This window comes from Prosthecobacter sp., assembly GCF_044222565.1.
GTDB lineage: Bacteria > Verrucomicrobiota > Verrucomicrobiia > Verrucomicrobiales > Verrucomicrobiaceae > Prosthecobacter.
Window position 1 is genome coordinate 98,727 of record NZ_JBGANA010000023.1, and the last position, 22,371, is coordinate 121,097.

20 protein-coding genes are annotated in these 22,371 nt (G+C 61.3%); 15 read left to right on the plus strand and 5 right to left on the minus strand.

Annotation, left to right across the window (positions count from 1 at the left end):
- Positions 1–71 precede the first annotated feature (71 nt).
- From ACILSR_RS26190 to ACILSR_RS26210, 5 genes are read left to right on the plus strand one after another with little or no spacing between them, the layout of a single operon-like run.
- Positions 72–983 carry an aminotransferase class IV gene (locus ACILSR_RS26190; protein WP_395752772.1) on the plus strand — a complete coding sequence of 304 codons (912 nt, stop codon included), beginning with the start codon at positions 72–74 and terminating at the stop codon, positions 981–983.
- Positions 984–986: 3 nt separating this feature from the next.
- Positions 987–1,973: a galactose oxidase gene (locus ACILSR_RS26195; protein WP_395752773.1), complete on the plus strand. Its 987-nt coding sequence runs from the start codon at positions 987–989 to the stop codon at positions 1,971–1,973.
- A gap of 32 nt (positions 1,974–2,005) precedes the next feature.
- Positions 2,006–3,433: a hypothetical protein gene (locus tag ACILSR_RS26200; protein WP_395752774.1), complete on the plus strand. Its 1,428-nt coding sequence runs from the start codon at positions 2,006–2,008 to the stop codon at positions 3,431–3,433.
- A gap of 6 nt (positions 3,434–3,439) precedes the next feature.
- Positions 3,440–5,518 (plus strand): DUF1549 and DUF1553 domain-containing protein, encoded by a 2,079-nt coding sequence (locus ACILSR_RS26205; protein WP_395752775.1) that lies wholly within the window; start codon positions 3,440–3,442, stop codon positions 5,516–5,518.
- The gene (locus ACILSR_RS26210; RefSeq protein WP_395752776.1) at positions 5,515–6,882 is read left to right on the plus strand and encodes a DUF1501 domain-containing protein; all 1,368 of its coding nucleotides are present in this window, start codon (positions 5,515–5,517) and stop codon (positions 6,880–6,882) included. Before ACILSR_RS26205 ends, ACILSR_RS26210 begins: the two co-directional genes overlap by 4 nt.
- 62 nt (positions 6,883–6,944) lie before the next feature.
- Here ACILSR_RS26210 and ACILSR_RS26215 read toward each other — a convergent pair whose 3' ends face one another.
- Positions 6,945–7,289: a hypothetical protein gene (locus ACILSR_RS26215; protein WP_395752777.1), complete on the minus strand. Its 345-nt coding sequence runs from the start codon at positions 7,287–7,289 to the stop codon at positions 6,945–6,947.
- A 118-nt stretch (positions 7,290–7,407) separates the two neighbouring features.
- Between ACILSR_RS26215 and ACILSR_RS26220 the strand changes: the two genes are divergently transcribed.
- Positions 7,408–8,343 carry a hypothetical protein gene (locus ACILSR_RS26220; protein ID WP_395752778.1) on the plus strand — a complete coding sequence of 312 codons (936 nt, stop codon included), beginning with the start codon at positions 7,408–7,410 and terminating at the stop codon, positions 8,341–8,343.
- 16 nt (positions 8,344–8,359) lie between these two features.
- Here the strand turns inward: ACILSR_RS26220 and ACILSR_RS26225 are convergent, their stop codons facing one another.
- Positions 8,360–9,340, minus strand: a complete 981-nt coding sequence (locus ACILSR_RS26225; protein WP_395752779.1) for a hypothetical protein — start codon at positions 9,338–9,340, stop codon at positions 8,360–8,362.
- 112 nt (positions 9,341–9,452) lie between these two features.
- Here ACILSR_RS26225 and ACILSR_RS26230 point away from each other — a divergent pair, with 112 nt between their 5' ends.
- Positions 9,453–10,796, plus strand: a complete 1,344-nt coding sequence (locus ACILSR_RS26230) for a hypothetical protein (RefSeq protein WP_395752780.1) — start codon at positions 9,453–9,455, stop codon at positions 10,794–10,796.
- Between the two features lie 109 nt (positions 10,797–10,905).
- Here the strand turns inward: ACILSR_RS26230 and ACILSR_RS26235 are convergent, their stop codons facing one another.
- A complete protein-coding gene (locus ACILSR_RS26235; RefSeq protein ID WP_395752781.1) occupies positions 10,906–11,610 on the minus strand; it encodes a DUF1080 domain-containing protein in 705 nt (234 codons plus the stop codon).
- Entirely contained in the window at positions 11,607–13,016 is a 1,410-nt protein-coding gene (locus ACILSR_RS26240) for an amidohydrolase family protein (RefSeq protein WP_395752782.1), read from the minus strand. Before ACILSR_RS26240 ends, ACILSR_RS26235 begins: the two co-directional genes overlap by 4 nt.
- 314 nt (positions 13,017–13,330) lie before the next feature.
- Here ACILSR_RS26240 and ACILSR_RS26245 point away from each other — a divergent pair, with 314 nt between their 5' ends.
- A complete protein-coding gene (locus tag ACILSR_RS26245) occupies positions 13,331–13,756 on the plus strand; it encodes a 3D domain-containing protein (RefSeq protein WP_395752783.1) in 426 nt (141 codons plus the stop codon).
- 18 nt (positions 13,757–13,774) lie between these two features.
- Here ACILSR_RS26245 and ACILSR_RS26250 read toward each other — a convergent pair whose 3' ends face one another.
- Positions 13,775–15,151 (minus strand): DUF1501 domain-containing protein, encoded by a 1,377-nt coding sequence (locus tag ACILSR_RS26250; protein ID WP_395752784.1) that lies wholly within the window; start codon positions 15,149–15,151, stop codon positions 13,775–13,777.
- A gap of 165 nt (positions 15,152–15,316) precedes the next feature.
- Here ACILSR_RS26250 and purM point away from each other — a divergent pair, with 165 nt between their 5' ends.
- From purM to ACILSR_RS26285, 7 genes are all read left to right on the plus strand, one after another.
- Positions 15,317–16,318 carry a phosphoribosylformylglycinamidine cyclo-ligase gene (purM, locus tag ACILSR_RS26255; RefSeq protein ID WP_395752785.1) on the plus strand — a complete coding sequence of 334 codons (1,002 nt, stop codon included), beginning with the start codon at positions 15,317–15,319 and terminating at the stop codon, positions 16,316–16,318.
- Between the two features lie 35 nt (positions 16,319–16,353).
- Positions 16,354–17,043 carry an SGNH/GDSL hydrolase family protein gene (locus ACILSR_RS26260; protein WP_395752786.1) on the plus strand — a complete coding sequence of 230 codons (690 nt, stop codon included), beginning with the start codon at positions 16,354–16,356 and terminating at the stop codon, positions 17,041–17,043.
- A gap of 109 nt (positions 17,044–17,152) precedes the next feature.
- The gene (locus ACILSR_RS26265; RefSeq protein WP_395752787.1) at positions 17,153–18,415 is read left to right on the plus strand and encodes a hypothetical protein; all 1,263 of its coding nucleotides are present in this window, start codon (positions 17,153–17,155) and stop codon (positions 18,413–18,415) included.
- Between the two features lie 52 nt (positions 18,416–18,467).
- Complete coding sequence (gene lysA, locus ACILSR_RS26270; RefSeq protein ID WP_395752788.1) at positions 18,468–19,760, plus strand: diaminopimelate decarboxylase; 1,293 nt, start codon at positions 18,468–18,470, stop codon at positions 19,758–19,760.
- Between the two features lie 50 nt (positions 19,761–19,810).
- Positions 19,811–20,734, plus strand: coding sequence for a methylenetetrahydrofolate reductase [NAD(P)H] (metF, locus tag ACILSR_RS26275; protein WP_395752789.1), 924 nt, complete (start codon positions 19,811–19,813; stop codon positions 20,732–20,734).
- Positions 20,731–21,678 (plus strand): ROK family protein, encoded by a 948-nt coding sequence (locus tag ACILSR_RS26280; protein WP_395752790.1) that lies wholly within the window; start codon positions 20,731–20,733, stop codon positions 21,676–21,678. Before metF ends, ACILSR_RS26280 begins: the two co-directional genes overlap by 4 nt.
- Positions 21,679–21,722: 44 nt before the next feature.
- A complete protein-coding gene (locus ACILSR_RS26285; protein ID WP_395752791.1) occupies positions 21,723–22,205 on the plus strand; it encodes a C-type lectin domain-containing protein in 483 nt (160 codons plus the stop codon).
- The last annotated feature ends 166 nt before the right edge of the window (positions 22,206–22,371 follow it).

The following is a 22,371-nucleotide window of genomic DNA, read 5'->3' on the forward strand; positions in this document are numbered from 1 at the left end:
AGTACGCCGCCATCCTCCTGCTTTGGTCGAGAAACACCGCATTCGCTCCGTATGAAGTCAGCGCTCCTCCCATGACCGAACCTCTCGTCTATCTCAATTCCGGCTTCGTCCCCGCCTCCCAGGCAAAGCTGAACATCTACGATCTCGGCATCGTCCTCGGCGCCACGCTCACCGAGATGACGCGCACCTTCCGCCACCAGCCCTACCGTGCAGCGGACCACGTTGCGCGCTTGTACCGCTCTTTAAAATACTCAGGCATCACCGTGCCGCATTCGCCGGAGGAAATGCTCGCCCTTACCAACGAGCTCGCGGAGGCAAACTGCCGCCTCATCGGCCCGCAGGAGGACCTCGGCATCGTTCATTTTATCACTCCAGGCGAAAACACCCTCTACGCAGGCAGCGCCGGAGCCGCAGGGCCGCTCACGCCCACCATCTGCATCCATTCCTTCCCGCTGCGGTTCAGCATGTGGCGGCACCTGTTTACCGAAGGCACCCACGTCGTCACGCCATCGATCCGCCACATTCCCCCGCAGTGCATCGAGCCCAAAATGAAAAACCGCAGCCGCCTGCACTGGTGGCTCGCAGACAAGCAGTCCCAGGCCGTCGATCCCCGCGCCGTCACGCTCCTGCTCGACCTCGATGGCAACGTGACCGAATGCGCCGGTTCAAACTTCGTCATCGTCAAAGGGCGCACAATCATTTCACCCACCACCCGCAACATCCTCTGGGGCATCAGCCTGCAAACGGTGAAGGAGCTCGCGCCTCAGATCGGCATGGAGTTCATCGAAAAGGATTTTCAGCCCTACGACGTCGTCACCGCCGACGAAGCCTGGCTCACCACCACCCCCTACTGCGTGGCTCCATGCACCAAGATCAACGGCACGCCCATCGCCGATGGCAAACCCGGCCCGTGCTTCAAAAAGATGATCGCCGCATGGAGCCAGCGTGTCGGTCTCGATATCGAGGCGCAGATCATGTCCTGAGTTATGAAGCACTTCCTTCTGCCGCTCATCGGAATCGTCAGCCTGAATGCCCGCGCTGCAGAGCCCGACTGGATTCTCGAATCCACCGCTCCCTGGCAGTCCCGCGATTCCCAGGCCGAGTGGGTTTTCAAAGATCAGCTCTGGATCGCCGGCGGCTGGTTCCAGTCCTTCGAGGACCCGCCACGCGATGTCTGGTCCTCTCCCAACGGCCGCGACTGGAAGCTCGCCACCTCCAGCGCCCCCTGGCTGCACAGCGACCTCGCCATGAGCCTCACCTTTCGCGATCGCCTGTGGATCATGGGCGGCTGGTACAAAGGCCGCCTCCCCGGCCATTCCGCCAGCAATCAAGTCTGGTCCTCTGCAGACGGTGTGCAGTGGGATCGGCTCACCCCGCACGCCGCATGGTCTCCACGCCTCGCCTCCGGTCTGGTCGAGCATCGCGGCAGGATGTGGCTTCTCGGCGGCATTGAGGACTACTACTTTGGCAATGACACCAGCCTGAAAAACGACGTCTGGTCTTCCGCCGATGGCAAGGAGTGGAAACTCGAAACCTCTCAGGCCGCATGGTCCCCGCGCGCCTACCACCAGGCCGTGGTATTGAACGGCAAGATCTACGTCCTCGGCGGCGGCAACTACGTCCCCACCTACCATTCAAAAAACGACGTCTGGTCCTCAGCCGACGGCGTGAACTGGACCTGCGAAACCCCATCCGCCCCCTGGGCCCCGCGCCTGTGGTTCAGCGCCGCAGTCTATCGCGGCCGCATCTGGGTCCTCGGCGGCTGGTCCAAAGAGAAGGATAATCACGGCGACGTCTGGCTCAGCGCCGATGGCAAAACCTGGCAGCGCCTGGAGACCAAGACCTGCTGGAAATCCCGGCACGAGCACTCCGCGCTCGTCTTTCAGGACAAGCTCTGGGTGCTCGGCGGCCACGCGCGTCCGCTCTCCAGTGAAGTCTGGTCTCTCACGCTTTCTCCGAATTGGAAGCCGTGACAAAATACCCGCAGAACCTCTGTATTGTTCACATGCGTTTTTTCCTCCTCGCTCTCTTCGCCGCCGCGTCCCTTCACGCTGCAGACACCCCAAAGGTTTCTCTCATGGCCGGCGCCGCCACCAGCAACATCACACCCGAGCTTGGCAGCGAGGTCGTCGGCGGTTTCCTGCCGTTTCCCTGCACCCACATTCACGATGAGCTGCACGCCCGCTGCCTCGTGCTCGACGATGGCAAAACCAAGCTCGCCCTCGTCATCTGCGATCTCCTCGGCATGCATCGCAGCCTCTGCGTCGCGGCGCGCGAACTTGTCGAAAAAGAAACCGGCATCCCAGCCGCCAATGTCCTCATCTCCGGCACTCACACCCATTCAGCGGCCAATGCCATCGGCGGTCCTGTGCGCTTCTACACCTCAGACCTGGAGCTCACCGATTACCAAAAATTCGTCGTCCGCCGCATCGCCGATGGCGTGCGTCGTGCCATCACCCTGCTGCGTCCCGCGGAGATCGCCTTCGGCACCGTCAGCATTCCGGAACATGTGAATATCCGCCGCTGGTTTCTTCAGCCAGACAAGATGCCGCCCAATCCCTTCGGCAAAATCGACAAGGTGAAAATGAATCCCGGCGCTGGCAATCCCGCCCTCATTGAGCCCGCTGGCGAGCCCGATCCCATCGTCTCCTTCATTGCCCTGCGCGAGCCCGGGGGCCGCATGATCTCCGTCTATTCCGCCTACTCCCTTCACTACGTCGGCGGTGTCGGTGGCGGGGACATCTCTGCGGACTACTACGGCATGTACTGCGAAGCACTCAAGCGCCTGCAGGCGGGCGGTACGGAAGATCCGCCCTTCGTGGCCCTCATGGCCAATGGTACCAGCGGCGACGCCAACAACACCAACTTCCGCAACCCCCAGCCGCGCAAGAAGCCGTACGAGCAGATGCGCTATGTCGCCGAAGACGTCGCCACCAAGGTGAATGAGGCCCTCGCCAAAGTCACCTGGCAGAGCAGCGCGCCCCTCGCCGCCCGTTATCGCGAGCTTCCCATCTCCTGGCGTAAGATCGACCCCGAGCTTATCGCCTGGGCCAAGAACGTTGAAGCCAACACCCCGCGCATCCAGGGCAAGGCCGACCTTCCGCTCGCCTACGCCGGTCGCGTCCAGCGCCTGGCAGTCGCCAGCCCTGAAACCAAAGCCGCAGTCCAGATCCTCCGCATTGGCGACATCTGCATCGGCACCACACCCACGGAAACCTTCGCCGAAACCGGCGTCGAATTCCGCAAGCGCAGCCCCTTTGCCAAATCCTTCATGGTCGAGCTCGCCAATGGCTACTACGGCTACATGCCCACCCCGCGCCATTTCGAGCTCGGCGGGTATGAGACCTGGCCCGGCACTAACAATCTCGAACCTCAGGCCTCAGTGAAAATGATGGACGCTCTGCTGGAGATGGCGGCGGAGCTCAAGCAATAGCACGCCATGCGTTCTCTCGCTCCGCTCTGTCTGCTCGCCATGGGCATTGCCCACGGCGCAGGCATGAGCATCGAGGAGGGAAAAAAGCTCTGGTCACTCATCCCGCCGCAATTTTCATCAGCCCAGGTCACCATCGACAGCCTTGTTGCGGCCAAACGCGCGGAGCAAAATCTCACGCCGAATGGTGAAGCCGACGCTGCGAGTCTCGTTCGCCGCCTTTATCTGGACCTCACCGGCCTGCCACCTGACCGCACAGATCAGACGGATATCCCTGCGCTCGTGGATCAACTCCTCGCCTCCCCCCATTTCGGCGAGCGCTGGGGCCGCCACTGGCTGGACGCCGCTCGCTACGCCGACAGCAACGGCCGCGACCGCAATATCATTTTCTACCACGCCTGGCGTTATCGCGACTACGTCATCGCTTCGTTCAATGCCGGCAAACCCTACGATCTGTTCTTGCGCGAACAGATCGCCGGGGACCTGATGCCGGCAAAAACTCAGGCGCAGCGCGATGAGCAGCTCACCGCCACCGCCTTCCTCGCACTGGGCGCAAAAGCCTACGAGGAGGCCAAGCCGGAGATATTCCGCATGGATGTCATCGATGAGCAGATCGAGACCATCAGCCGCAGCGTGCTGGGTCTTTCCGTGGCCTGCGCGCGTTGTCATGACCACAAGTTCGATCCCATCCCCACGGCGGACTACTACGCTCTGGCGGGCATCCTGCGCAGCACGCAGCCGCTCTACGGCTACGGCCCGCGTGGCATCAAGGCCACCGCCTATCATCACACCGAATGGCATGCGCTCGGCGCATCCGCGGAATCTCTCGCCCCTGCAGCGCTGGATTATTTCCGCAGGCTGGACGCCGAGACGCTGACCATGCACGAAGCACGATCCTCCCGTTACGGCATCTCCAAGCGCATCCCGGAGATGAAGCGACGCCTCGGCACACTGAGCGGCGCGGAGAAAGATCAGCTCGCCAAGGAAATCGCCGGCATGGAGGCCAAGGTGGCCGAATGGAACGTCAAAGTCACGGCGCTGGAAAAATCCGTCGAGGCCCTGCAGGACGCCGCGCCTCCGCAGCCCGCATGGACCATGGGCGCACGCGATCGCGAGAAAGTCGAAAACTGCCGCATTCACATCCGCGGTGAAACAACCAACCTCGGCCCTCCCGTGCCCCGCGGATTTCTGCAGGTCATCACACTCAAAGACGCAGCGCCTCCCGCGCAGAAACAAAGCGGCCGCCTGGAGCTCGCGCAATGGCTCACGCACCGCGACAATCCGCTCACCGCCCGCGTGTATGTGAACCGCGTCTGGCAGAAGCTCTTCGGTCGTGCGCTCGTCACCACGGTGGATGACTTCGGCGTGAATGGCGCCAAACCCTCGCATCCTGAGCTGCTTGATTACCTCGCCATCAGGTTCATGGACAGCGGCTGGTCGGTGAAGGCGCTCATCAAAGAGATCGTTCTCTCCAAAACCTACCGCATGAGCAGCGCTGCCTCATCCGCCAATCTGGCGAGCGATCCCGACAACATCTACCTCTGGCGCATGAGCCCGCGCCTCGTGGAGGCCGAGGTGCTGCGCGACTCCATCCTGGCTCTCAGCGGCCAGCTTGATCCTTATCCGCCGCAGAAGCAGTTCCTGGAGCGCTTCCATCCGCAGAAAAATGCCGAGCTTTCCTCCTTCAAGCCCTTCGTCACTCCGGCAGCCATGGTGGACACTCATCGCAGCGTCTATCTGCCCGTGGTGCGCGGGAGTCTGCCAGAGACCTTTGCTCTGTTCAATTTCGCCGCGCCAGAGCGCCCCGTGGCGCAGCGAGATGAGAGCATCCTCCCCGCGCAATCTCTCTATCTCATGAACAATCCCTGGGTGATCGTGCAGGCGCGTCATGCCGCCCAGCGCCTCCTCACCGCAGCCAAAGATGACCGTGCGCGGATCGTCCGACTGTATGAGCTCGCCTTCGCGCGCCAGCCCACGCCGGCGGAAAAGCAGCGCATCCAGTCTTTTGTCGCGGACGGCAAGGAAGACACTTGGACCACCCTTTGCCAGACCGTGATGTCCTCGGCAGAGTTTCGCATCACCCCATGAACTCCTCGCTTCTAACCCGTCGTGATGTACTCCGCCGCAGCTCCGCGGGCTTCGGCTGGCTCGCTTTCGCCAGCATGGCGGCGGAAAGTGCCGCGAGGGATGCCGCCGGCCCGCTCGCGGTGAAGTCCACGCATTTTCCCGCCACGGCAAAGCGCGTCATCTTCCTCTGCATGCGTGGCGGGCCTTCGCAGATGGAAACCTTTGATCCGAAGCCCGAGCTCACCGCACGGCATGGGCAGGCGGGCCGGGTCGCAAAGACCAAGCTTCTCGGCTCACGCTGGAAATTTTCGAAGCATGGCCAGAGCGGCATCGATGTCGTGGAACTCATGCCGGAAATCGCGCGGCATGCGGACAAGCTCTGCGTGCTGCGCGGCATGGCCACGGACAATGAGAATCACCCCCAGGCCCTGGAGCAGCTTCACACCGGCAGCTTTCAGTTTGTGCGGCCCTCCATGGGCTCCTGGGCCGTGCATGGCCTCGGCACGGAAAATGCCAGCCTGCCCGGCTTCATCTCCATCAATCCTCTGACGGCTCTCGGCGGCATCCGCTACTACTCCAGCGCCTTCCTTCCCGCCGCATGCTCCGCCACCATGCTGGGAAACATCAGCCAGCCCGGCGCGCCGCTCACCCTCGGAGACATCAGCAATCCCCGCCTCACCGCGGCGGCCCAGCGCGGTCAGCTGGATCTCCTGCAGGCCATGAACCGCGATCTCTTCGCCAAGACGGCCGATCCGCGTGTCGAAGGCCTCATCGAATCCTACGAGCTCGCCTTCCGCATGCAGGGGGAGCTGCCGCGCGTCATGGACCTCAGCGGCGAGAGCAAGGCCACGCTGCAGCTCTACGGCGCGGACAAACCTGCCACCGAAAATTTTGGCAGGCAGTGCCTCCTCGCACGCCGCTTCGCGGAAGCCGGCGTGCGCTTCATTGAGATCAGCCACACCGAGTGGGATCTGCACGGCTCGCTCTTCAGCGGCATGACGCGAAACTGCGCGCAGATCGACAAGCCCATCGCAGGCCTCCTGCAGGATCTCGACCAGCGCGGCCTGCTCTCAGACACCCTCGTACTCTGGGGCGGCGAGTTTGGCCGCTCGCCAGATGACGCCTCGCTCGATGGCCGCGGCCACAACAACAAAGGCTACTCCATGTGGATGGCCGGTGGCGGCGTAAAAGCCGGCTACATCCATGGCGCCACTGATGAACTCGGCTACGCCGCTGTCGATGGCCGGGTCCACATCCACGATCTGCACGCCACCATGCTGCACCTCCTCGGCCTCGATCACGAACGCCTCACCTACCGCCACGGCGGCCGAGATTTCCGTCTTACCGATGTGAAGGGCCGGGTGGTGAAAGAGATTTTGGCATGAGGCTTCTCACTCCGGCCACTGTCAGTGAAATTCGAATGCAGGCGGCGCAGGAGATGTGCGCCTCACCTTCGCAGATCCTTCACCAGTCCAGGACCATAAAATTCGCGCACTCCTCCAAATCCGCCCTCCCGAAAGATCCAGTAGCGGCCTGATGGCCTGTGCAGGTAGATTTTATAAGAAAAGGCGTCCTCGACTCCCGCAGGGAAGGGGATCTCGTGCACTTCACACTCAGGCATCTTTGAGGCAAACAGCTCGGTCATGGTCTTGTCCTGCGGCAGGCCCTTCACATCCAGATCTTGCGTTGTGGATTTGTGATAAGCCAGGATCAGTTTCATCACCTCGCTCGGCTTTGGCTCTTTGGCGATGCTCCGGCCGCCAGCGAGCATCCAAGCCGCAAGGATCATCATGAGTGTGAATGCCCGCTTCATATACTCTTATGCTGAGTTCACATACAAGAGACGGCAACTGCAAACTTGCCCTGAAAAGTCGGCCGCCTGGTGCGTAAGTGCTCCCCCCTGGACCTTCATGACACACGCTTTCGCACTGCTTCTTTTCATCATGCTCACGGCAGCACAACTGCCCGCGGAAGAGATGCGTGCCATGTGGATTTACAAGACTGATGCCATCGTCGACTCCACCGATGCCAGCACTCAACTGTTCGACTTTTGTGAAAAGCGCCACATCACCGATCTCTTCTGGCAGGTGCATTTCACCAAGCTTGAGACCGGCGGTCGTGAACTGAAAAACGTGGCCCCCACGCGCGCTTTCATCCAGCGCGCTCACACCCGCTCCCTCCGCATCCACGCCCTCTTCGGCGATCCTTCCCACGCCTTGACGGCCAAGCACGCCATCGTCATTGCCAGCGTGGACGGCGTTCTCGCTTTCAACCAGGCAGGTCCGTCAGACGCTCATTTCGACGGAGTGCACCTCGACATCGAACCCCACGGCCTCCCTCAGTGGAAAAAAGCCGACACACCGCAGAAGTGCGAGCTTCTGACCCAGTTTGTCGAGGTGCATCACAAAGCCGTTGCCCGTGCGCATGCTTCGGACCCTGCCCTCATCTACGGCGTGGACATCGTCTTCTGGCTCGACAAGACAACCCCAGAAGGGAAGCCCGCCTATCCCGTGACTTTTCAAGGCACCACCAAAGACGCCGCCAAGCACCTGCTCGATTGCGTCGATCACGTCGCCATCATGAGCTACCGCGACACCGCCGAAGGAAAAAACGGCATCACAGCCCTCGTCGCCAAAACCATCGCCTACGCGGACACTTCCAAGGCCAAAGTCTTCGTCGGTGCCAAAATGGCGGACATCGGCCCCAAGATGGAAGGCTTTTATGGCCAGACCGAAACGCAGATGATGGCCGCTCTGAAATCGGTCGATGAAACTTACCGGTCTCATCCCGGCTATGCCGGTCTCGCCTTCTTCATGTACGAAGCCTTCAAAACCATGCCGCCATGAAGCCCGGCTTTGTCGTTCACGCCAGAGGCAGGTCCGATTGCGCACGACAGTATGCATCATGCACGGCGCGCACCGCCTCGGCTTCCGGATGCACAATGCCGCTGCCTAGATCCTTGATGAAACGGCACGAGGCGTATTTGGGTGAGCGCTGGTCATAGGCCTCAATCCACTGCTGCCGCAGAGGCACATGTTCCTCGGGGAAAGGCCACTTGGATTTGGGCAGGGTCACCGGCACCTTGTATTTCATGCGCCAGTATTTTGGGCTCACGCGGGCTCTGAAGCATCCCTGAACCGCGCACATCCGCACAAACCTCTTGTCGGCGTTCAGCGCCTGCAGCGCTTCCTGGGTCGTCTCGCCCGCCGCGTCGAAGAGATCATGCATGGCCAGCAGGCGGTATCCGGCGGGAGTTTCATACACACGCAGATACCATGCCGGACGGCTGGCGGAAAAAGCCTCAATCGCAGTCATCGCCTCCTCTTTGGCCTGGGCCTCCGCCCTGGAAAGTCGCTGCTTGTTGATCTGACCCATGATCGCCGAGGCCAGCCAGGGCAGTCCGATGACCAGACCCAGGCCGGCCATGACCGATTTCGTCAGAATGCCGGTCACCACGCCGAGAACGATCAGCAGCAGGCAGCCTTTCAGGCTCATCTGCAGCATTCCCTTCGGAGACGCATCCACATCGGCAAAGAAAACATCAGGCGTGTTCAGGCAGAGCGACCCATAACTGTTGCGCGTGATCACTGCATTCCCGTGTTGTGACACCACTTCTTCGCGGATGGGCACCTGGTCCACGCAGTCATAGGCGACTTTGGGTTCGCGCCGCCGCAGCTTCTCTCCCGACTCGATTCGCGTGATCGCTTCCTGCGCCCGCTGGTCGGCCAGCATCTGCGCATCCTCCTGACTGATGTCGGACCATCCCCAGCGCTGCACCGTGATCTGGCGCGAAGGGGTCTTGTGCTGCAGGCGTGCTTCAGCCCAGTAATAGGGAATGACCATGCGGTGAGAGTGGACGAAGGCGCCGCGATGTCAAAGTACGGGCTGAGGTGGGGATCACTCGGCACTGCTCGAAGGTGGTTAGCTTTGTCAGCTTCAATGCGTACCGTAACGCATGAAACTGCTCTGCCTTGCTCTCCTCTTGCTGCCTCTCCCGCTTTCTGCCGCCTGGCAGGCGGGCGTCGCTAAGGCGGACATCACTCCTGCCGAGCCCGTCCCCCTCGCCGGCTACGGCGGCAAAACGCGCATGTCCCAGCGTGTCGAGCATCCCATCTGGCTGAAGGCGCTCGCCCTCAAAGATGACACAGGTGCCACCTCCGTTCTCGTCACCGCAGACCTCGTTGGCCTTAGCGACAAAATGATCGCCGTCATTGCCAAGGCCGCTCTGGAAAAACACGGCATCCCACGAGAGCGCCTGATACTAAACACCTCGCACAATCATTCCTGTCCCGTCACAGAGGACGTGCTCTGGCTCTACTACGAATTCACACCGGAAGAAGCCGCCGTGAAGGACCGCTACACTGCCAGTGTCTATGCAAAGTATGAAGAAGTCATCGGTGCAGCGCTCACCAGCCTGGCTCCTGCGGATCTCGCCTTCGAGCAGGGCCTCGCCGGCGTGGCGGTGAATCGCCGTCGCTCCCGCGGCCCGGAGAGCCGCTCTCTCGGTGGTCAGGTGGATCAGGATGTGCCCGTCATCACCGTGAAATCCGGCAGCGACCTCAAGGCGATCGTCTTCGGCTACTCCTGCCACACCACTGCTCTCGGCGGCCTCAGCATCAATGGCGACTACGCCGGATTCGCGCAGCTCGAACTCGAAAAATCATTCCCCGGCTCCGTCGCCATGTTTGTGCAAAATTGCGGCGGCGATGCCAATCCGCTTCCTCGCATCCGCGGTAAAGACAAGGACACTGAAGCCACCGATTTGGCGCGCATGTATGGAAATATTCTCGCCGAAGGCGTGCGTCAGGTCGTCGCCAACAAAATGACTCCTCTCAACGGACCCATCCGTGCCGCCATGGGAGAGACGGAACTCCTGCTGCAGCCTGGCATCCCTCTCGCAGAACTTAAAGAGCGCCTCCCCAATCTCACCGGCATGCCAAAACGCGAGTTCGAGCACTTCATTTGTCAGTATGAGACGCTTGGTTCACCGCCGGATCGTGTGAAGTATCCTGTTCAGGTGTGGCGTTTCGGCACCGGCTTCCAGTTCATCGCCCTCACTGGCGAAACGGTGGTGGACTACTCCCTCAAATTCAAAGCCTCCTACGGCTGGAACAGCACCTGGGTCTTTGGCTACAACAACGATCTCACCAGCTACATCCCCAGCCTCCGCGTCCTCAAGGAAGGCGGCTACGAAGGCATCACCGGCATGTTTGAATACGGCCACCGTGCTCCCTACACGGAGACCGTGGAAGAACTCATCACGACGAAGGTTGGAGAGTTGATGCAGCAAGTACGGTAGCCATCTCGCTCCGCGAGATGAGCACAAAAAGCTCTCGCAGACAAACAGCGCGTCCAAAAGTCTCATGAGCCATCGTCAGCGCTCCGCTCATCTCGACGGAGCGAGATGGCTACTTTACCACCGGAGCCGTCTGCTCCGGCGTCACCCTGCCACCCGGCAGTTCCAGAATCCGGATGTTCTTGAAATGAATCTCCGCCCCCTCCGACTCCAGACACAGGTACCCTTTGCGCACCGTGGACTGGCTGATCCCGTTCACAAACTTTCCGTTGATCGATAGTTTCACCGTCCCGTCCACGCACACCACATCATACGTGTTCCACTCGCCCTTGCCCTTGCAGCGCATCTCCCAGGACATGCTGCGTCGTCCGCGCGGATTGTCCGGCACACCCTCCAGCCCGTTCGCGCCAAAGAGCTCGCCTGACACATAGCCCGGGTGGTTTGGCTGTCCGTCCTTCCCGGGGTGCAGCTTCGGCCACTCCAGCTCCAGCATCTGCACCTCCATGCCCTTGGGCAGATTTCGGCCTTCATGCACCGCACCTTCGCTCCACACAAACACGCCGGAATTTCCACCCGCCTCCATGTGCATCCATTCGATGTGCAGCATGAAGTTTTCATACTGCTTCTCGCTCCGCATCACGCCGATCGGCAGTCCCTTGCACACCAGCATTCCATCCTTCACGCTCCAGGTCTCTTTGCTCGTGTTCACATCCACCCAGCCGGTGAGATCCTTGCCGTTAAAGAGATCCCGCCACTGCGGTACGTCTTCTGCGAGCAATGCGGTGCCAAAGATGAGGCTTAGAAAAATGGATTTCATGGAGTGATCCTTACAGCGCGTCCAGGACGGGCTTCTTTCACAAGTTTGCCATCCAGCACGACGGGCACCCCGTTCACAATGACATGCGGAATGCCGGCGGAAGGTGTTGTCGGCGACTCAAAAGTGGCGCGATCAATCACCGTCGCCGGATCGAAAACGGTGACGTCCGCATCCGCTCCGAGGGCGATGCGGCCTTTGCCTTTCATCATCGGAACGTACCCCTCCAGTCGCTGCGCGGGCAGGATCGTCATCTTGGCGAGCGCTTCCATCAGCGGCAGCAGCTTTTTCTCACGTGAGTAGTGCCCCAGCACGCGCGCAAAAGTTCCGGCACCGCGCGGATGCCCTTTGCCATCGATGAAAGGAACCCCGTCGCTCGCGATCATCACGCCCGGATGCGCGATGGCCATCTCCACATTTTCATCCTTCATCATGTAGATGATCACCCAGCCGCCCTCCTTGCGGTAGCGTTCGAAGCTGTCTTTTGTGAGCCGTTCTCCGGTCGCGGCCCAGGCGAGATCGCCGTAGTCGATCTTGAGATTGTCCTGCCAGCCGGGATTGAACATCGCGGACTCCAGCACCGTGGATGCGGCGGTGTAGGGATACACTTCGGTGCTGATGTCCATGCCCGCGGCCTTGCTGGCATCGATGAGTTTTAACACTTCCCTCATGTCGCCGATGGCGCTGCTGCCCACGTGCACAATGTGCAGCGCCGCGCCGGTTGCTTTCGCGGTGGTGATCGCCTCTTCGATCGCGGCAATTCCAAAGGCGCGCGTATGCACATACGCGGGGACTTTGCGCTGCGCTGCGATGCGGAATATGGCCGCAATCTCGCTCGGTGCGGCGGCGGGTGTGTAGTTGATGCCAAAACCAATGCCCAGCGCGCCCTCATCGAGTCCACGGTTGATCGCATCTCCCATGAGCTTGAGTTCCGCATCCGTCGCCGCCTTGTTCGCTCCATCGGGCTTCGCGCCGAGTCCCGCGACCTTCGCGCGGTTGACTGCCCAATGCCCGATCTCCATGCCCGGATGAAAGGCCGCAAAGCGCGCGGCGATGTGGCCGACTGTCGCTCCATAGTTCAGCGGTGCCGTTCCTTCCATCGAACGATACCACGCCGCCACCGGATACACTCCTGCTTCCAGGTCGAGCACCGTGGTCACGCCATCACAGGCCTTGATCTGCATGTCACTCGTGGTCTGTCCATGCGCATGAAGGTCGATGAAGCCTGGCGTGACGACATGCCCCTTCACATCCAGAGTTCTTTTACCTTCAAGCGGTGTGTCCGAGATCGCGGCGATCTTGCCGCCACGAATGCCAAGGTGGCGAATTGCATCCAGTTGCGTCGCCGGGTCCATCACACGGCCGTTGTTAATCACGAGGTCGTACTCTTCCGCGAAACACAGGCTCATCTGAAAACACACCCCGAAGAGCAAAAACAATCTCATCAGGGAAAAACGGCATGCGGAGAGGATTTCTTCATCAGGGCGGCTCTAAAATGAAGGGTGGGCTGTAGCTGTTATGGCAAGTGCGGAGTTGCCGTCTCAAACGGCTTCAAAAAATCGAACACTGCTCGGAACTGCCTGTCTGATTCTTCACCCCCGGGCGTGCAAAAATGACGCCGCCCAACCCCCAAATGACTAACCTCCGCTTGTTCCTGCTTGCCGCGCTCTGCGCGGGTTGTGCTTCCTGTCAAAGTGTTTCCAGAGTTGCTCCGCGAAAGCTGGTGAGCGTGCGCTCTGGCAGCACCATCAGCAATGTGAAGACAACCGCCTACACCCAAAGTGAAAGCGACCACATCGTTTACGGTGCCAAGAGCGCCGTGGGCAACACCCTCAAGTTCGGCGCTGTGCGCAGCGCTGCCACCGACTGGTCCGTTTACCCTGTCGGCACCCAGTTCAAAATTGAAGGCGAACCCTATGTCTATCAGGTGGACGACTACGGCTCCGCTCTCGTCGGCACCCGTACCATCGACCTCTACCGTCCCTCCAAGTCCTCCATGAATGAGTGGGGCGCCCGCAATGTGAATATCAAAGTGATCAAGTGGGGCTCATTCGATCAAAGCCTGGCGATCATGAAACCTCGTGAGGGCATCAAGCCTCACATCCACCAGATGGTGACCGCGATCGAAAATCAAACTCCGACTTCCTGACCCTCCGCGGGCTGCGCATCACAGCAGTTCGGTCATCACTCTGCCGCCTTCGGCCACGATCGGTCGCGGGCGGCCTTGGGGATCAATCCAGTTCGTGTTCTGCCCGATGCCCAGATGGTGAAACACAGTCGCCGCGAGATCGCCTGGCGCCACGCGGCGGGTTTCGATTTCTCCGCCATGCTTGTCTGTGCTGCCGATGACTTGTCCATGGCGCAGTCCGCCTCCCGCCATCACCATGGACATCACTCGCGGCCAGTGATCGCGCCCCGCGTTCTTGTTGATCACCGGGCTGCGTCCAAATTCACCCATCATGAGGATCAGGGTGCTGTCCAGCAGCCCGCGGTCTTCGAGATCGGTGACCATGGCGTGCAGCGTGCGGTCCACGCTGGGCAGCAACGGCGTGAGGCCTTTTTTGATGCCGCCCCACTTCACTTCATCGCCATGATGATCAAAATAGCCCCAGGCGCCGCTGACGGTGACAAAGGTTGACCCCGCCTCCACGAGCCTGCGGGCCAGGAGCGCTTTCTCCCCGAGACTGTCGCGCCCGTATCTGTCCCGCATCACCGCGGGCTCTTCCTCCAGATTCAGCGCGCGCTGGGCGCTTCCCTCCATCAGCACCTCGTAAGCCTGCTGCGTGAAGTGGTCTGCCGAGGCGATGGATTCATTCGCACCGATTCCGCGTTTCCATTCGTCCATTTGCTCGGCCAGGGCACGGCGGCTGCCGAGGCGTTCGATGCTGAGGCCTTCCACCAGCTTGAGCCTGCCGGACAAATCCTTGCCGCTCACCGGATTGAAATCATTGCCCATGTGGCCAGCGCCCCAGATGTCGGCAGGCAGCGAGTCCGCCAGCGCCACATACCCCGGAATGCCAGGCGCATTCGCCCCGCGAAACTTGGCGGCGATCGAACCCATGGACGGATAGCCGCCTCCGTCGCGCCCATCGTTCGTGCGCCGTGCCAGCGGATTGCAGGCCTGCATGGTGATCGGCGTATGATCGCTCGCGCTGCAGTCCACCGAGCGCACCAGCGTCAGTCGGTCCATGATTTTGGCCGTCAGCGGCAGATGCTCGCACACATGAATGCCCGGCACCTTCGTCGGAATGTGTCCAAAGGGACCGCGAATTTCGCTCGGTGCCTCGGGTTTCGGATCCCACATGTCGATGTGGCTTGGCCCGCCGGAGAGCCAGAAAAGCACCACATTTGTCTTTCGTGTCGCCTGTCCCGCTGCCGCTGCAAAGGCCTTTTGCTGGAAGAGCGCCGGCAGTGAAATGCCCGCCAGCCCGGAGAGTCCCGTCTGCAAAAAGCCGCGCCGGCTCGATCCGATGCGCAGCAAATCGCCCCCGGCCGGGCTGAAAGCCTGTGAAATGCTCGTGGGTGTGGGAAGGCGGGATTTCATGTGCGTAAAGACAGGAGCCTGAACAACCTACGGCGCCAGATGGCCGGCCTTGCTTCAGCCGCCCAATTCGCTCCCGCAGGGCAGGGGAGCGCGCCGCCCCCACCCGCCAAGTTTCCGTTTGAGCCTCACCCGCTTTCGGGCTAGTCAGCATGCCACCCTTTTTCCATGAGCAGCCCCTCCGCACATACCTACAAACAAGCCGGCGTCGACATTCACGAAGCAGCATCGCTGGTCGATGACATCGGCGTGCTGGTGAAGCGCACCCAGCAGAAGCGGAAGCTGGCCAATCCCTTCGGCCTTTTCGCCGCCGCCTACGACCTCAGCGGCTACAAGCACCCCATCATCCTTACCGGCTGCGACGGCGTCGGCACCAAGATCGAACTCCTGCTCAAGCACGACCAGCTTGAGGCCGCCGGCAAGGACCTCGTCGCCATGAACGTGAACGACGTGCTCACCACGGGCGCGGATCCCATCATGTTCCTCGACTACGTGGGAATCCCGAAGATCCAGAAGACGCAGATCACCCGCATCATCGCCGGCATGACCGAATACCTCGAGGCCTGCAATTGCATCCTCGCTGGCGGTGAGACGGCCGAGATGCCCGGCATGGTGCCCGAAGGCATGGTCGAGCTCAGCGGCTTCGCCATCGGTGCCTGCGAAAAAGAAGACCTGCTCGACCCCGGCACCATCGCCGCTGGCGACGTGCTCATTGGCTGGCCCAGCGCCGGTTTCCACGCCAACGGCTTCAGCCTCGTCCGCCGCATCATCGAGAAGGAAAATCTCCAGTTCAGCGAGGACGAAATGCGCACGCTGCTGCTGCCCACACTCCTCTATCATGAGCAGCCCGCCGCCCTCAAGGCCGCAGGCATCCGCCCGAAGGCCATGGCCCACATCACCGGTGGCGGTCTGCCGGAAAACCTCGGCCGCATGTTCCTCAAGCGCGGTCTCGGTGCCAATCTGCGCATTCCTTTCTGGCAGAACGACGTCGTGCAGAAGGTCCTCCGCCATGCCGACCCAAAGGACGCCATCGACACCTTCAACATGGGCCTCGGCTGGGTCGCCATCGTCTCCGCGGCAGACGCCGACAAAGCCCTCACCTGCGGCAAGAACGCCAAAATCATTGGCGAGATGGACACCAGCGCCGAAGTCCGCGTCGAGATCGTCTGAAAGAATGAGCACTTTAGGGCAGTGAAGGCAGTTCCATGAACCGCCTCTCCACTGCCCTCTCACTCCTTCTCGTTTTCGGTCTGCTCGGCACCTCCGCCCAGGAGCCTGCCAAGGCCAAGGCTAAACGTCCCCCGAATCCGGCGATGGACCCGATCAAGGACGTCGCCGGCATGCCGCGCGTCCTGCTCATTGGAGATTCCATCTCCATCGGCTACACCCTCCCTGTGCGGAAGCTCCTGGAGGGCAAGGCCAACGTCCACCGCATCCCCACCAACGGCGGTCCCACCAAAAACGGCGTGACCAATATCGCCAAATGGCTCGGCACCAGCAAATGGGACGTCATCCACTTCAACTGGGGCATCCACGACCTCAAATACATGCCCGATGGCAAACGCCAGGTCGAGCCCGCCGACTACGAGGCCAATCTGCGTAGCCTTGTCGCCACCCTGAAGAAGACCGGCGCCAAGCTCATCTGGGCCACCACCACTCCCATTCCTGATGGTGACCTCAATCCGCCCCGCAAGTTCGGCCAGGTGAAGGAGTACAACGAAATCGCGGCCAAAGTGATGGCCGAAAACGGCGTCGCCATCGACGACCTCAATGCCCACATCACCCCCAAGCTCGCCACCCTGCAAAACCCGAAAGACGTCCACTACTCCGCCGAAGGCAGCGAATACCTCGCCCAGCAGGTCGCCGCGGAAATCACCAAGGCGCTCGGCAAGTGAGGCAAAGGGGAGATGGCAGAGAGAGGCGGTTACAAAGCCCGCCTCGGATTGTGCCTGCCTCGGCGGCATTCTTGTGCATGGTGCAGCGCACCCCCAACCTGCCCCCGCCATGAATACCTCGTTCAAGCGCCGCCTGTTCGTCTCCCTGTTTGCACTTCTGTTGGGCGGCTCATTTCTTCATGCGGCCCCCGCGCCCGTGGACCCCATCCCTGCGGCAAAGCTCAAGGAGTCCATGCTCCTGCCCGGTGTCAGCCTTTCCCAGGGCATTTCCGAGATCACCGGCGTCGCCATCAGCCCTCTGATGGGCGTCAGCGTCATGGGAGCGTGGACCTATTACAAAACCGAGCCCTCCCTCCGCCATCGCCTCCCTTGGTACTGCCACCCAGGCGTTTGGGGTACCGGTCTGGCCCTCCTCTCCCTCTGCTTCCTCAAAGACTTCCTTGGCACCGCCGCTCCTCCGCTGGTCAAAAAGCCCCTCGATTTCCTCGAGCTCTTCGAAAACAAGCTCAGCGCCATCGTCGCCAGCGTCGGCTTTGTCCCTCTCGTTGCCGTGGCGATGGCACATTTCAACCCCGAGCAGCCGCAGGCCATGACTGAGCTCGCGGGCTCCGGCCTCGCCGTCGTGCCTGGAGCCAGCATTATCGATTTCGGCGTCCACACGCCCTGGATTTCCATCCCGGTCGCTCTCGTGGCCTTCGCCGTGGTCTGGCTCAGCTCTCATGCCATCAATGTGCTGATCGCCCTTTCTCCCTTCGGCATCGTGGACTCCGGTCTCAAGCTTCTCAAACTCGGCCTCATGGCCCTCGTCGCCGGCGCCACTTTCATCCACCCCTATGCCGGTGCCGCCGTCTCCCTTGTCCTCATCCTCATCGGCCTTGTTTTCGCCGGCTGGTCCTTCCGCCTCACTCTGTTTGGCACCCTCATGGGCCGCGATTTCCTGCTCAACAAGCGTGCCGCCGCCGCCGATCTCGCAGGAGGCGTGAAAGGTTTCCTCGCCCGCCGCACTGAAGGAGTCCCGGTTCGGACTCTGGTCCGCCTTAAACAGGACACCTCCGGCCGCCCCGTCCTCAGCTATAACCCCTGGCTCATCCTCCCGGAACGCCGCATCCCTCTCGCAGAGGAAGATCACGTCATCTGCAAAGGGCTGCTGCATCCCTCCCTTTACCACCGCCCTGCCTCAGCTCCTGCTTCTCTCCGCCACACCCTCATTCTCCTTCCACGCTACCGCAGGCTGGAAGAGCAGATCGCCCGCCAGTTTGGCTGTCAGGAAGTGGTGGACGGCGCCCTCCTCCGCGGCTTCAAAGCCATGCGCCAGTGGCTGGTGGACATGCTCTCCTCCGGCAGAAAACTCGTGGAAATGCGCCCCGGTTGAGCCGCAGCAAGGTTGCGCAGGGCCGATTCCCGCCTATCTACGCGGCCCGCTTATGCACAGCTTCCGCTACCACCAAGGTCAGTTATTCGCCGAAAACGTCTCCCTTCAGTCCCTTGCCGAGAAACACGGCACCCCCCTCTACGTGTATTCGAAGGCCACCATCTCCGGCCATTTCACCCGTCTCGATGCTTCTCTGGCGAAGCTCGACCACCTCATCTGCTACGCGGTCAAGGCAAACTCAAACATCGCCGTTCTCAATACCATCGCCAGGCTCGGCGGCGGCTTTGACATCGTTTCCGCCGGTGAACTCTTTCGCGTCATCAAGGCCGGTGGGGACCCCGGAAAGTGCACCTTCGCCGGTGTCGGCAAAACCCGCGACGAAATCGAATATGCCCTCAAGCAGGGCATCTACTGCTTCAATGCCGAGTCCGAGGCTGAGCTGCATTACATCAATCAAGTCGCTGGCGAGCTCGGCCTTCAGGCCCCCGTGGCCGTGCGTGTGAATCCCAACGTGGACGCCAAGACCCACGCCAAGATCACCACTGGCAAAAGCGAAAACAAGTTCGGCATCGATTTCGACCAGATCCTCGACGTCTATGCCCGCGTCTCCGCGGACTGCCCGAACCTCATCATCAAAGGCCTGCAGATGCACATCGGCTCCCAGCTCACCAATGTGGATCCCTTCCTTGAAGCGGTGGAGAAAGTCATCCCGCTCGTCACCCAGGTGAAGAAAAGCTACGGCATCGAGTTTTTCAGCATCGGCGGCGGCATCGGCATCAATTACAAGCAGAGTCTCGATTCCGGCGACTCCGCCTGGTGGGAGGAAAATGCCGAAGTGCATCCGCTCACCATCCAGGCCTACGCCGAGGCCGTCGTCCCTCACCTCGAACCCCTTGGCCTGCGCATCCTCTGCGAGCCCGGCCGCTTCATGGTTGGAAACGCCGGCGTCATGCTCACCAAGGTGCTCTATGAAAAGCGCGGCTCCGCCAAGACCTTCAAGATCGTCGATGCCGGCATGAACGACCTCATCCGTCCCACGCTCTATGAAGGCTGGCACCAGATCGTCCCGCTCAAGCAGCCCACCAGCAGCACCGTTGAGAAAGTCGATGTCGTCGGCCCCATTTGCGAATCCGGAGACTTCCTCGCTCAGAACCGTGAGATCCCCTTCGTCAAAGAAGGCGACTACCTCGCCGTCCTCAGCGCCGGCGCCTACGGCTTCACCATGGCTTCGAACTACAACACCCGCCCCATGCCCGCCGAGATCCTCGTCGATGGCGACAAGGCCACCGTCGTTCGTGAGCGCCAGACCCTCGAAGACGTCCTCAAAGGCGAGCACCTCGCCTGATTGATCTTGGGAACAAAGAAATAGGAACAGAGAACCAAGAAACAGCCTCGATGCACATCGCCGATATCCTCCAGGACCAGCGCCCCACGCTCTCGTTTGAGTTTTTCCCGCCCAAGAGCGCGGAGGCCTTTGAGGCCCTCTATCAGACCATCGGCGAACTCGAAGCCTTCAAGCCCTCCTTTGTCAGCGTCACCTACGGCGCCGGCGGTTCCACCCGTGAGCTCACCCATGACCTCGTGGTGCGCATCAAGACCACCACCAGCCTTGATGCCGTTCCTCACCTCACCTGCGTCTGCCACAGCGAGGCAGACATCGCCTCCATTTTGGAACGCTATGCGCAGGCCGGTGTCAGCAACATCCTCGCCCTCGGCGGAGATCCTCCCAGGAATCTCGCCAACTACGACCGCAAAAAAGACGCCTTCCAGCACGCCGCGGATCTCGTCACCTTCATCAAGAAGTTCAATGACAGCGGCGCGCACGCCGACAAGCGTGGCTTCGGCATCGGCGTCGCCGGATTCCCGGAAGGACATCCCACCACGCCGAACCGCGTGTTGGAAATGGACTACCTCAAGGCCAAGGTGGACGCCGGAGCGGACTACATCTGCACCCAGCTCTTCTTCGACAATCACGATTTCTTCGATTTCCGCGAGCGCTGCCAGCTTGCCGGGATCAATGTCCCCATCATCGCCGGCATCATGCCCATCACCAGCGCCTCAGGCATGCGCCGCATGGCCGAGCTCGCTGCAGGTGCCCGCTATCCCGCCAAGCTCCTCCGCGCCGTCCAGCGCTGCGGTGGCGATGAGGCTGCCGTGCAAAAGGTCGGCATCCACTACGCCACCGAGCAGTGCCGCGACCTGCTCGACCACGGTGTGGACGGCATTCATTTCTACACTCTGAACAAATCTCACGCCACCCGCGAGATCTACTCCAGCCTGGGCATTCGCGACTCCGCCTCCGTGCGTCCGCAAACATGAGCGAAGAAGCACCCCTCATTGCCGCCATCGAGGCAGGTGGGACGAAGTTCGTCTGCGCCGTTGGCACCGGTCCTCACGATGTGCGGGATGTCACCCGCATCCCCACCACCACGCCGGAAGACACTCTCGCCGGAGTCACGCGCTTCCTCTCCATGGCCAAGTCGAAATACGGCTCCATTGCCGCCATCGGCGTGGGTTCCTTCGGCCCCATCGATCTCGACAAAAGCAGCGAGACCTACGGTTACATCACCTCCACGCCCAAGCCCGGCTGGCAGTTCACCAACATCGTCCCCAAGCTCAAGGACCGCTACCACGTCCCGGTCGCTTGGGACACAGACGTCAATGCCGCCGTCCTTGGCGAGTATCTCTGGGGCGCCGGGCAGGATACGGATCCCCTCATCTACATCACCGTCGGCACCGGAGTTGGTGGCGGCGTGCTCATCAATGGCCAGCTGCTTCACGGCCTCCTTCATCCGGAGATCGGCCACCTTCTCGTGCCGCCTCCGCAGAACTCCTCCGCCTTCCAGCAGGCCTGCCACTGTCCGTTTCACAAGAGCTGCGTCGAAGGCTACATCTGCGGCCCCGCCCTTGCCTCCCGCTGGGGTGTCAAAGCCGAGGCCCTTCCCCCTGACCATCCCGCATGGGAGGAGGTCGCGGATGTCATGGCCCACGCCCTGATGAACCTCACCCTCAGCATCTGCCCCAAGCGCATCATCCTCGGCGGCGGTGTCATGAGCCAGGAGCACATCCTTCCCCTCATTCGCGGCCAGCTCCACAAGCTCAACAACGGCTACCTCCGTGTCCCCGAACTCGGCCGCAACCTCGACGACTTCATCGTCGCCCCCGGCCTCGGCGCGCGCTCGGGCCTGCTGGGTGCGATGGCGCTCGGAAAGTATGAACTGGACCTGCATTTGAAGCAAAGCGCCGGGGTTTCAGCAGCCTGATGCTGGCAGTTGCACGCTCCATATTCGACTATCTATTCCGTGGCATGAAAAAGCTCCTGCTGCTTGCCATGCTCGTTCTGTCCTGCCTCTCCGCGGCACAGCAACCCGCCTCGCCGCCCAAGCCTCCTCTCGGTCTTCCGAAGGACGTGAAGTACTTCAATGGAAAGTGGTACGCCGTGGTCTTGGAAAAGGTGAACTGGCCTGTGGCCCAGTCCCGCTGCAAGCTGCATGGCGGCCAGCTCGCCGTGGTGCACGATGAAGCGACTGGGGCGTTCCTCAAGTCCCTGACCAAACTGCGAGTGTGGCTCGGCGCCAGCGATGAAAAGGTGGAGGGCAAATGGGTCTGGGTGGACGGTCAGGACATGACCTACACACAGTGGGAGCCCACTGAACCCAGCAATGACGGCGGCAAGGACAACTACCTGCGCACCTCGCCCACCGGCCGTTGGGCCGATGCGCCAAAGGATTGGGACGCCTACAAGGAGTTGCCCGTTGTCGGCTACGTCTGTGAGTGGAAAGGAAAGTGAGCCGGGGGGGCGCTCCGCCGTCCGGGCGTATTGCCTCATCAATAAATCACACCGGAGGGTGGCGTTAGGTCAGGGATCGTTGCCTTATAACGGATGACACCGGAAATAAGGTTAAACTACGCCTCATAATGCACGACGTTTTGGTGCTGTCGCTCCCGAAGTGAAG

Coding starts and splice junctions, on each gene's coding strand:
- ACILSR_RS26190 (WP_395752772.1), top strand. CDS start 72: ATGACCGAACCTCTCGTCTATCTCAATTCCGGCTTCGTCCCCGCCTCC.
- ACILSR_RS26195 (WP_395752773.1), top strand. CDS start 987: ATGAAGCACTTCCTTCTGCCGCTCATCGGAATCGTCAGCCTGAATGCC.
- ACILSR_RS26200 (WP_395752774.1), top strand. CDS start 2,006: ATGCGTTTTTTCCTCCTCGCTCTCTTCGCCGCCGCGTCCCTTCACGCT.
- ACILSR_RS26205 (WP_395752775.1), top strand. CDS start 3,440: ATGCGTTCTCTCGCTCCGCTCTGTCTGCTCGCCATGGGCATTGCCCAC.
- ACILSR_RS26210 (WP_395752776.1), top strand. CDS start 5,515: ATGAACTCCTCGCTTCTAACCCGTCGTGATGTACTCCGCCGCAGCTCC.
- ACILSR_RS26215 (WP_395752777.1), bottom strand. CDS start 7,289: ATGATGATCCTTGCGGCTTGGATGCTCGCTGGCGGCCGGAGCATCGCC.
- ACILSR_RS26220 (WP_395752778.1), top strand. CDS start 7,408: ATGACACACGCTTTCGCACTGCTTCTTTTCATCATGCTCACGGCAGCA.
- ACILSR_RS26225 (WP_395752779.1), bottom strand. CDS start 9,340: ATGGTCATTCCCTATTACTGGGCTGAAGCACGCCTGCAGCACAAGACC.
- ACILSR_RS26230 (WP_395752780.1), top strand. CDS start 9,453: ATGAAACTGCTCTGCCTTGCTCTCCTCTTGCTGCCTCTCCCGCTTTCT.
- ACILSR_RS26235 (WP_395752781.1), bottom strand. CDS start 11,610: ATGAAATCCATTTTTCTAAGCCTCATCTTTGGCACCGCATTGCTCGCA.
- ACILSR_RS26240 (WP_395752782.1), bottom strand. CDS start 13,016: ATGAGCCTGTGTTTCGCGGAAGAGTACGACCTCGTGATTAACAACGGC.
- ACILSR_RS26250 (WP_395752784.1), bottom strand. CDS start 15,151: ATGAAATCCCGCCTTCCCACACCCACGAGCATTTCACAGGCTTTCAGC.
- purM (WP_395752785.1), top strand. CDS start 15,317: ATGAGCAGCCCCTCCGCACATACCTACAAACAAGCCGGCGTCGACATT.
- ACILSR_RS26260 (WP_395752786.1), top strand. CDS start 16,354: ATGAACCGCCTCTCCACTGCCCTCTCACTCCTTCTCGTTTTCGGTCTG.
- ACILSR_RS26265 (WP_395752787.1), top strand. CDS start 17,153: ATGAATACCTCGTTCAAGCGCCGCCTGTTCGTCTCCCTGTTTGCACTT.
- lysA (WP_395752788.1), top strand. CDS start 18,468: ATGCACAGCTTCCGCTACCACCAAGGTCAGTTATTCGCCGAAAACGTC.
- metF (WP_395752789.1), top strand. CDS start 19,811: ATGCACATCGCCGATATCCTCCAGGACCAGCGCCCCACGCTCTCGTTT.
- ACILSR_RS26280 (WP_395752790.1), top strand. CDS start 20,731: ATGAGCGAAGAAGCACCCCTCATTGCCGCCATCGAGGCAGGTGGGACG.
- ACILSR_RS26285 (WP_395752791.1), top strand. CDS start 21,723: ATGAAAAAGCTCCTGCTGCTTGCCATGCTCGTTCTGTCCTGCCTCTCC.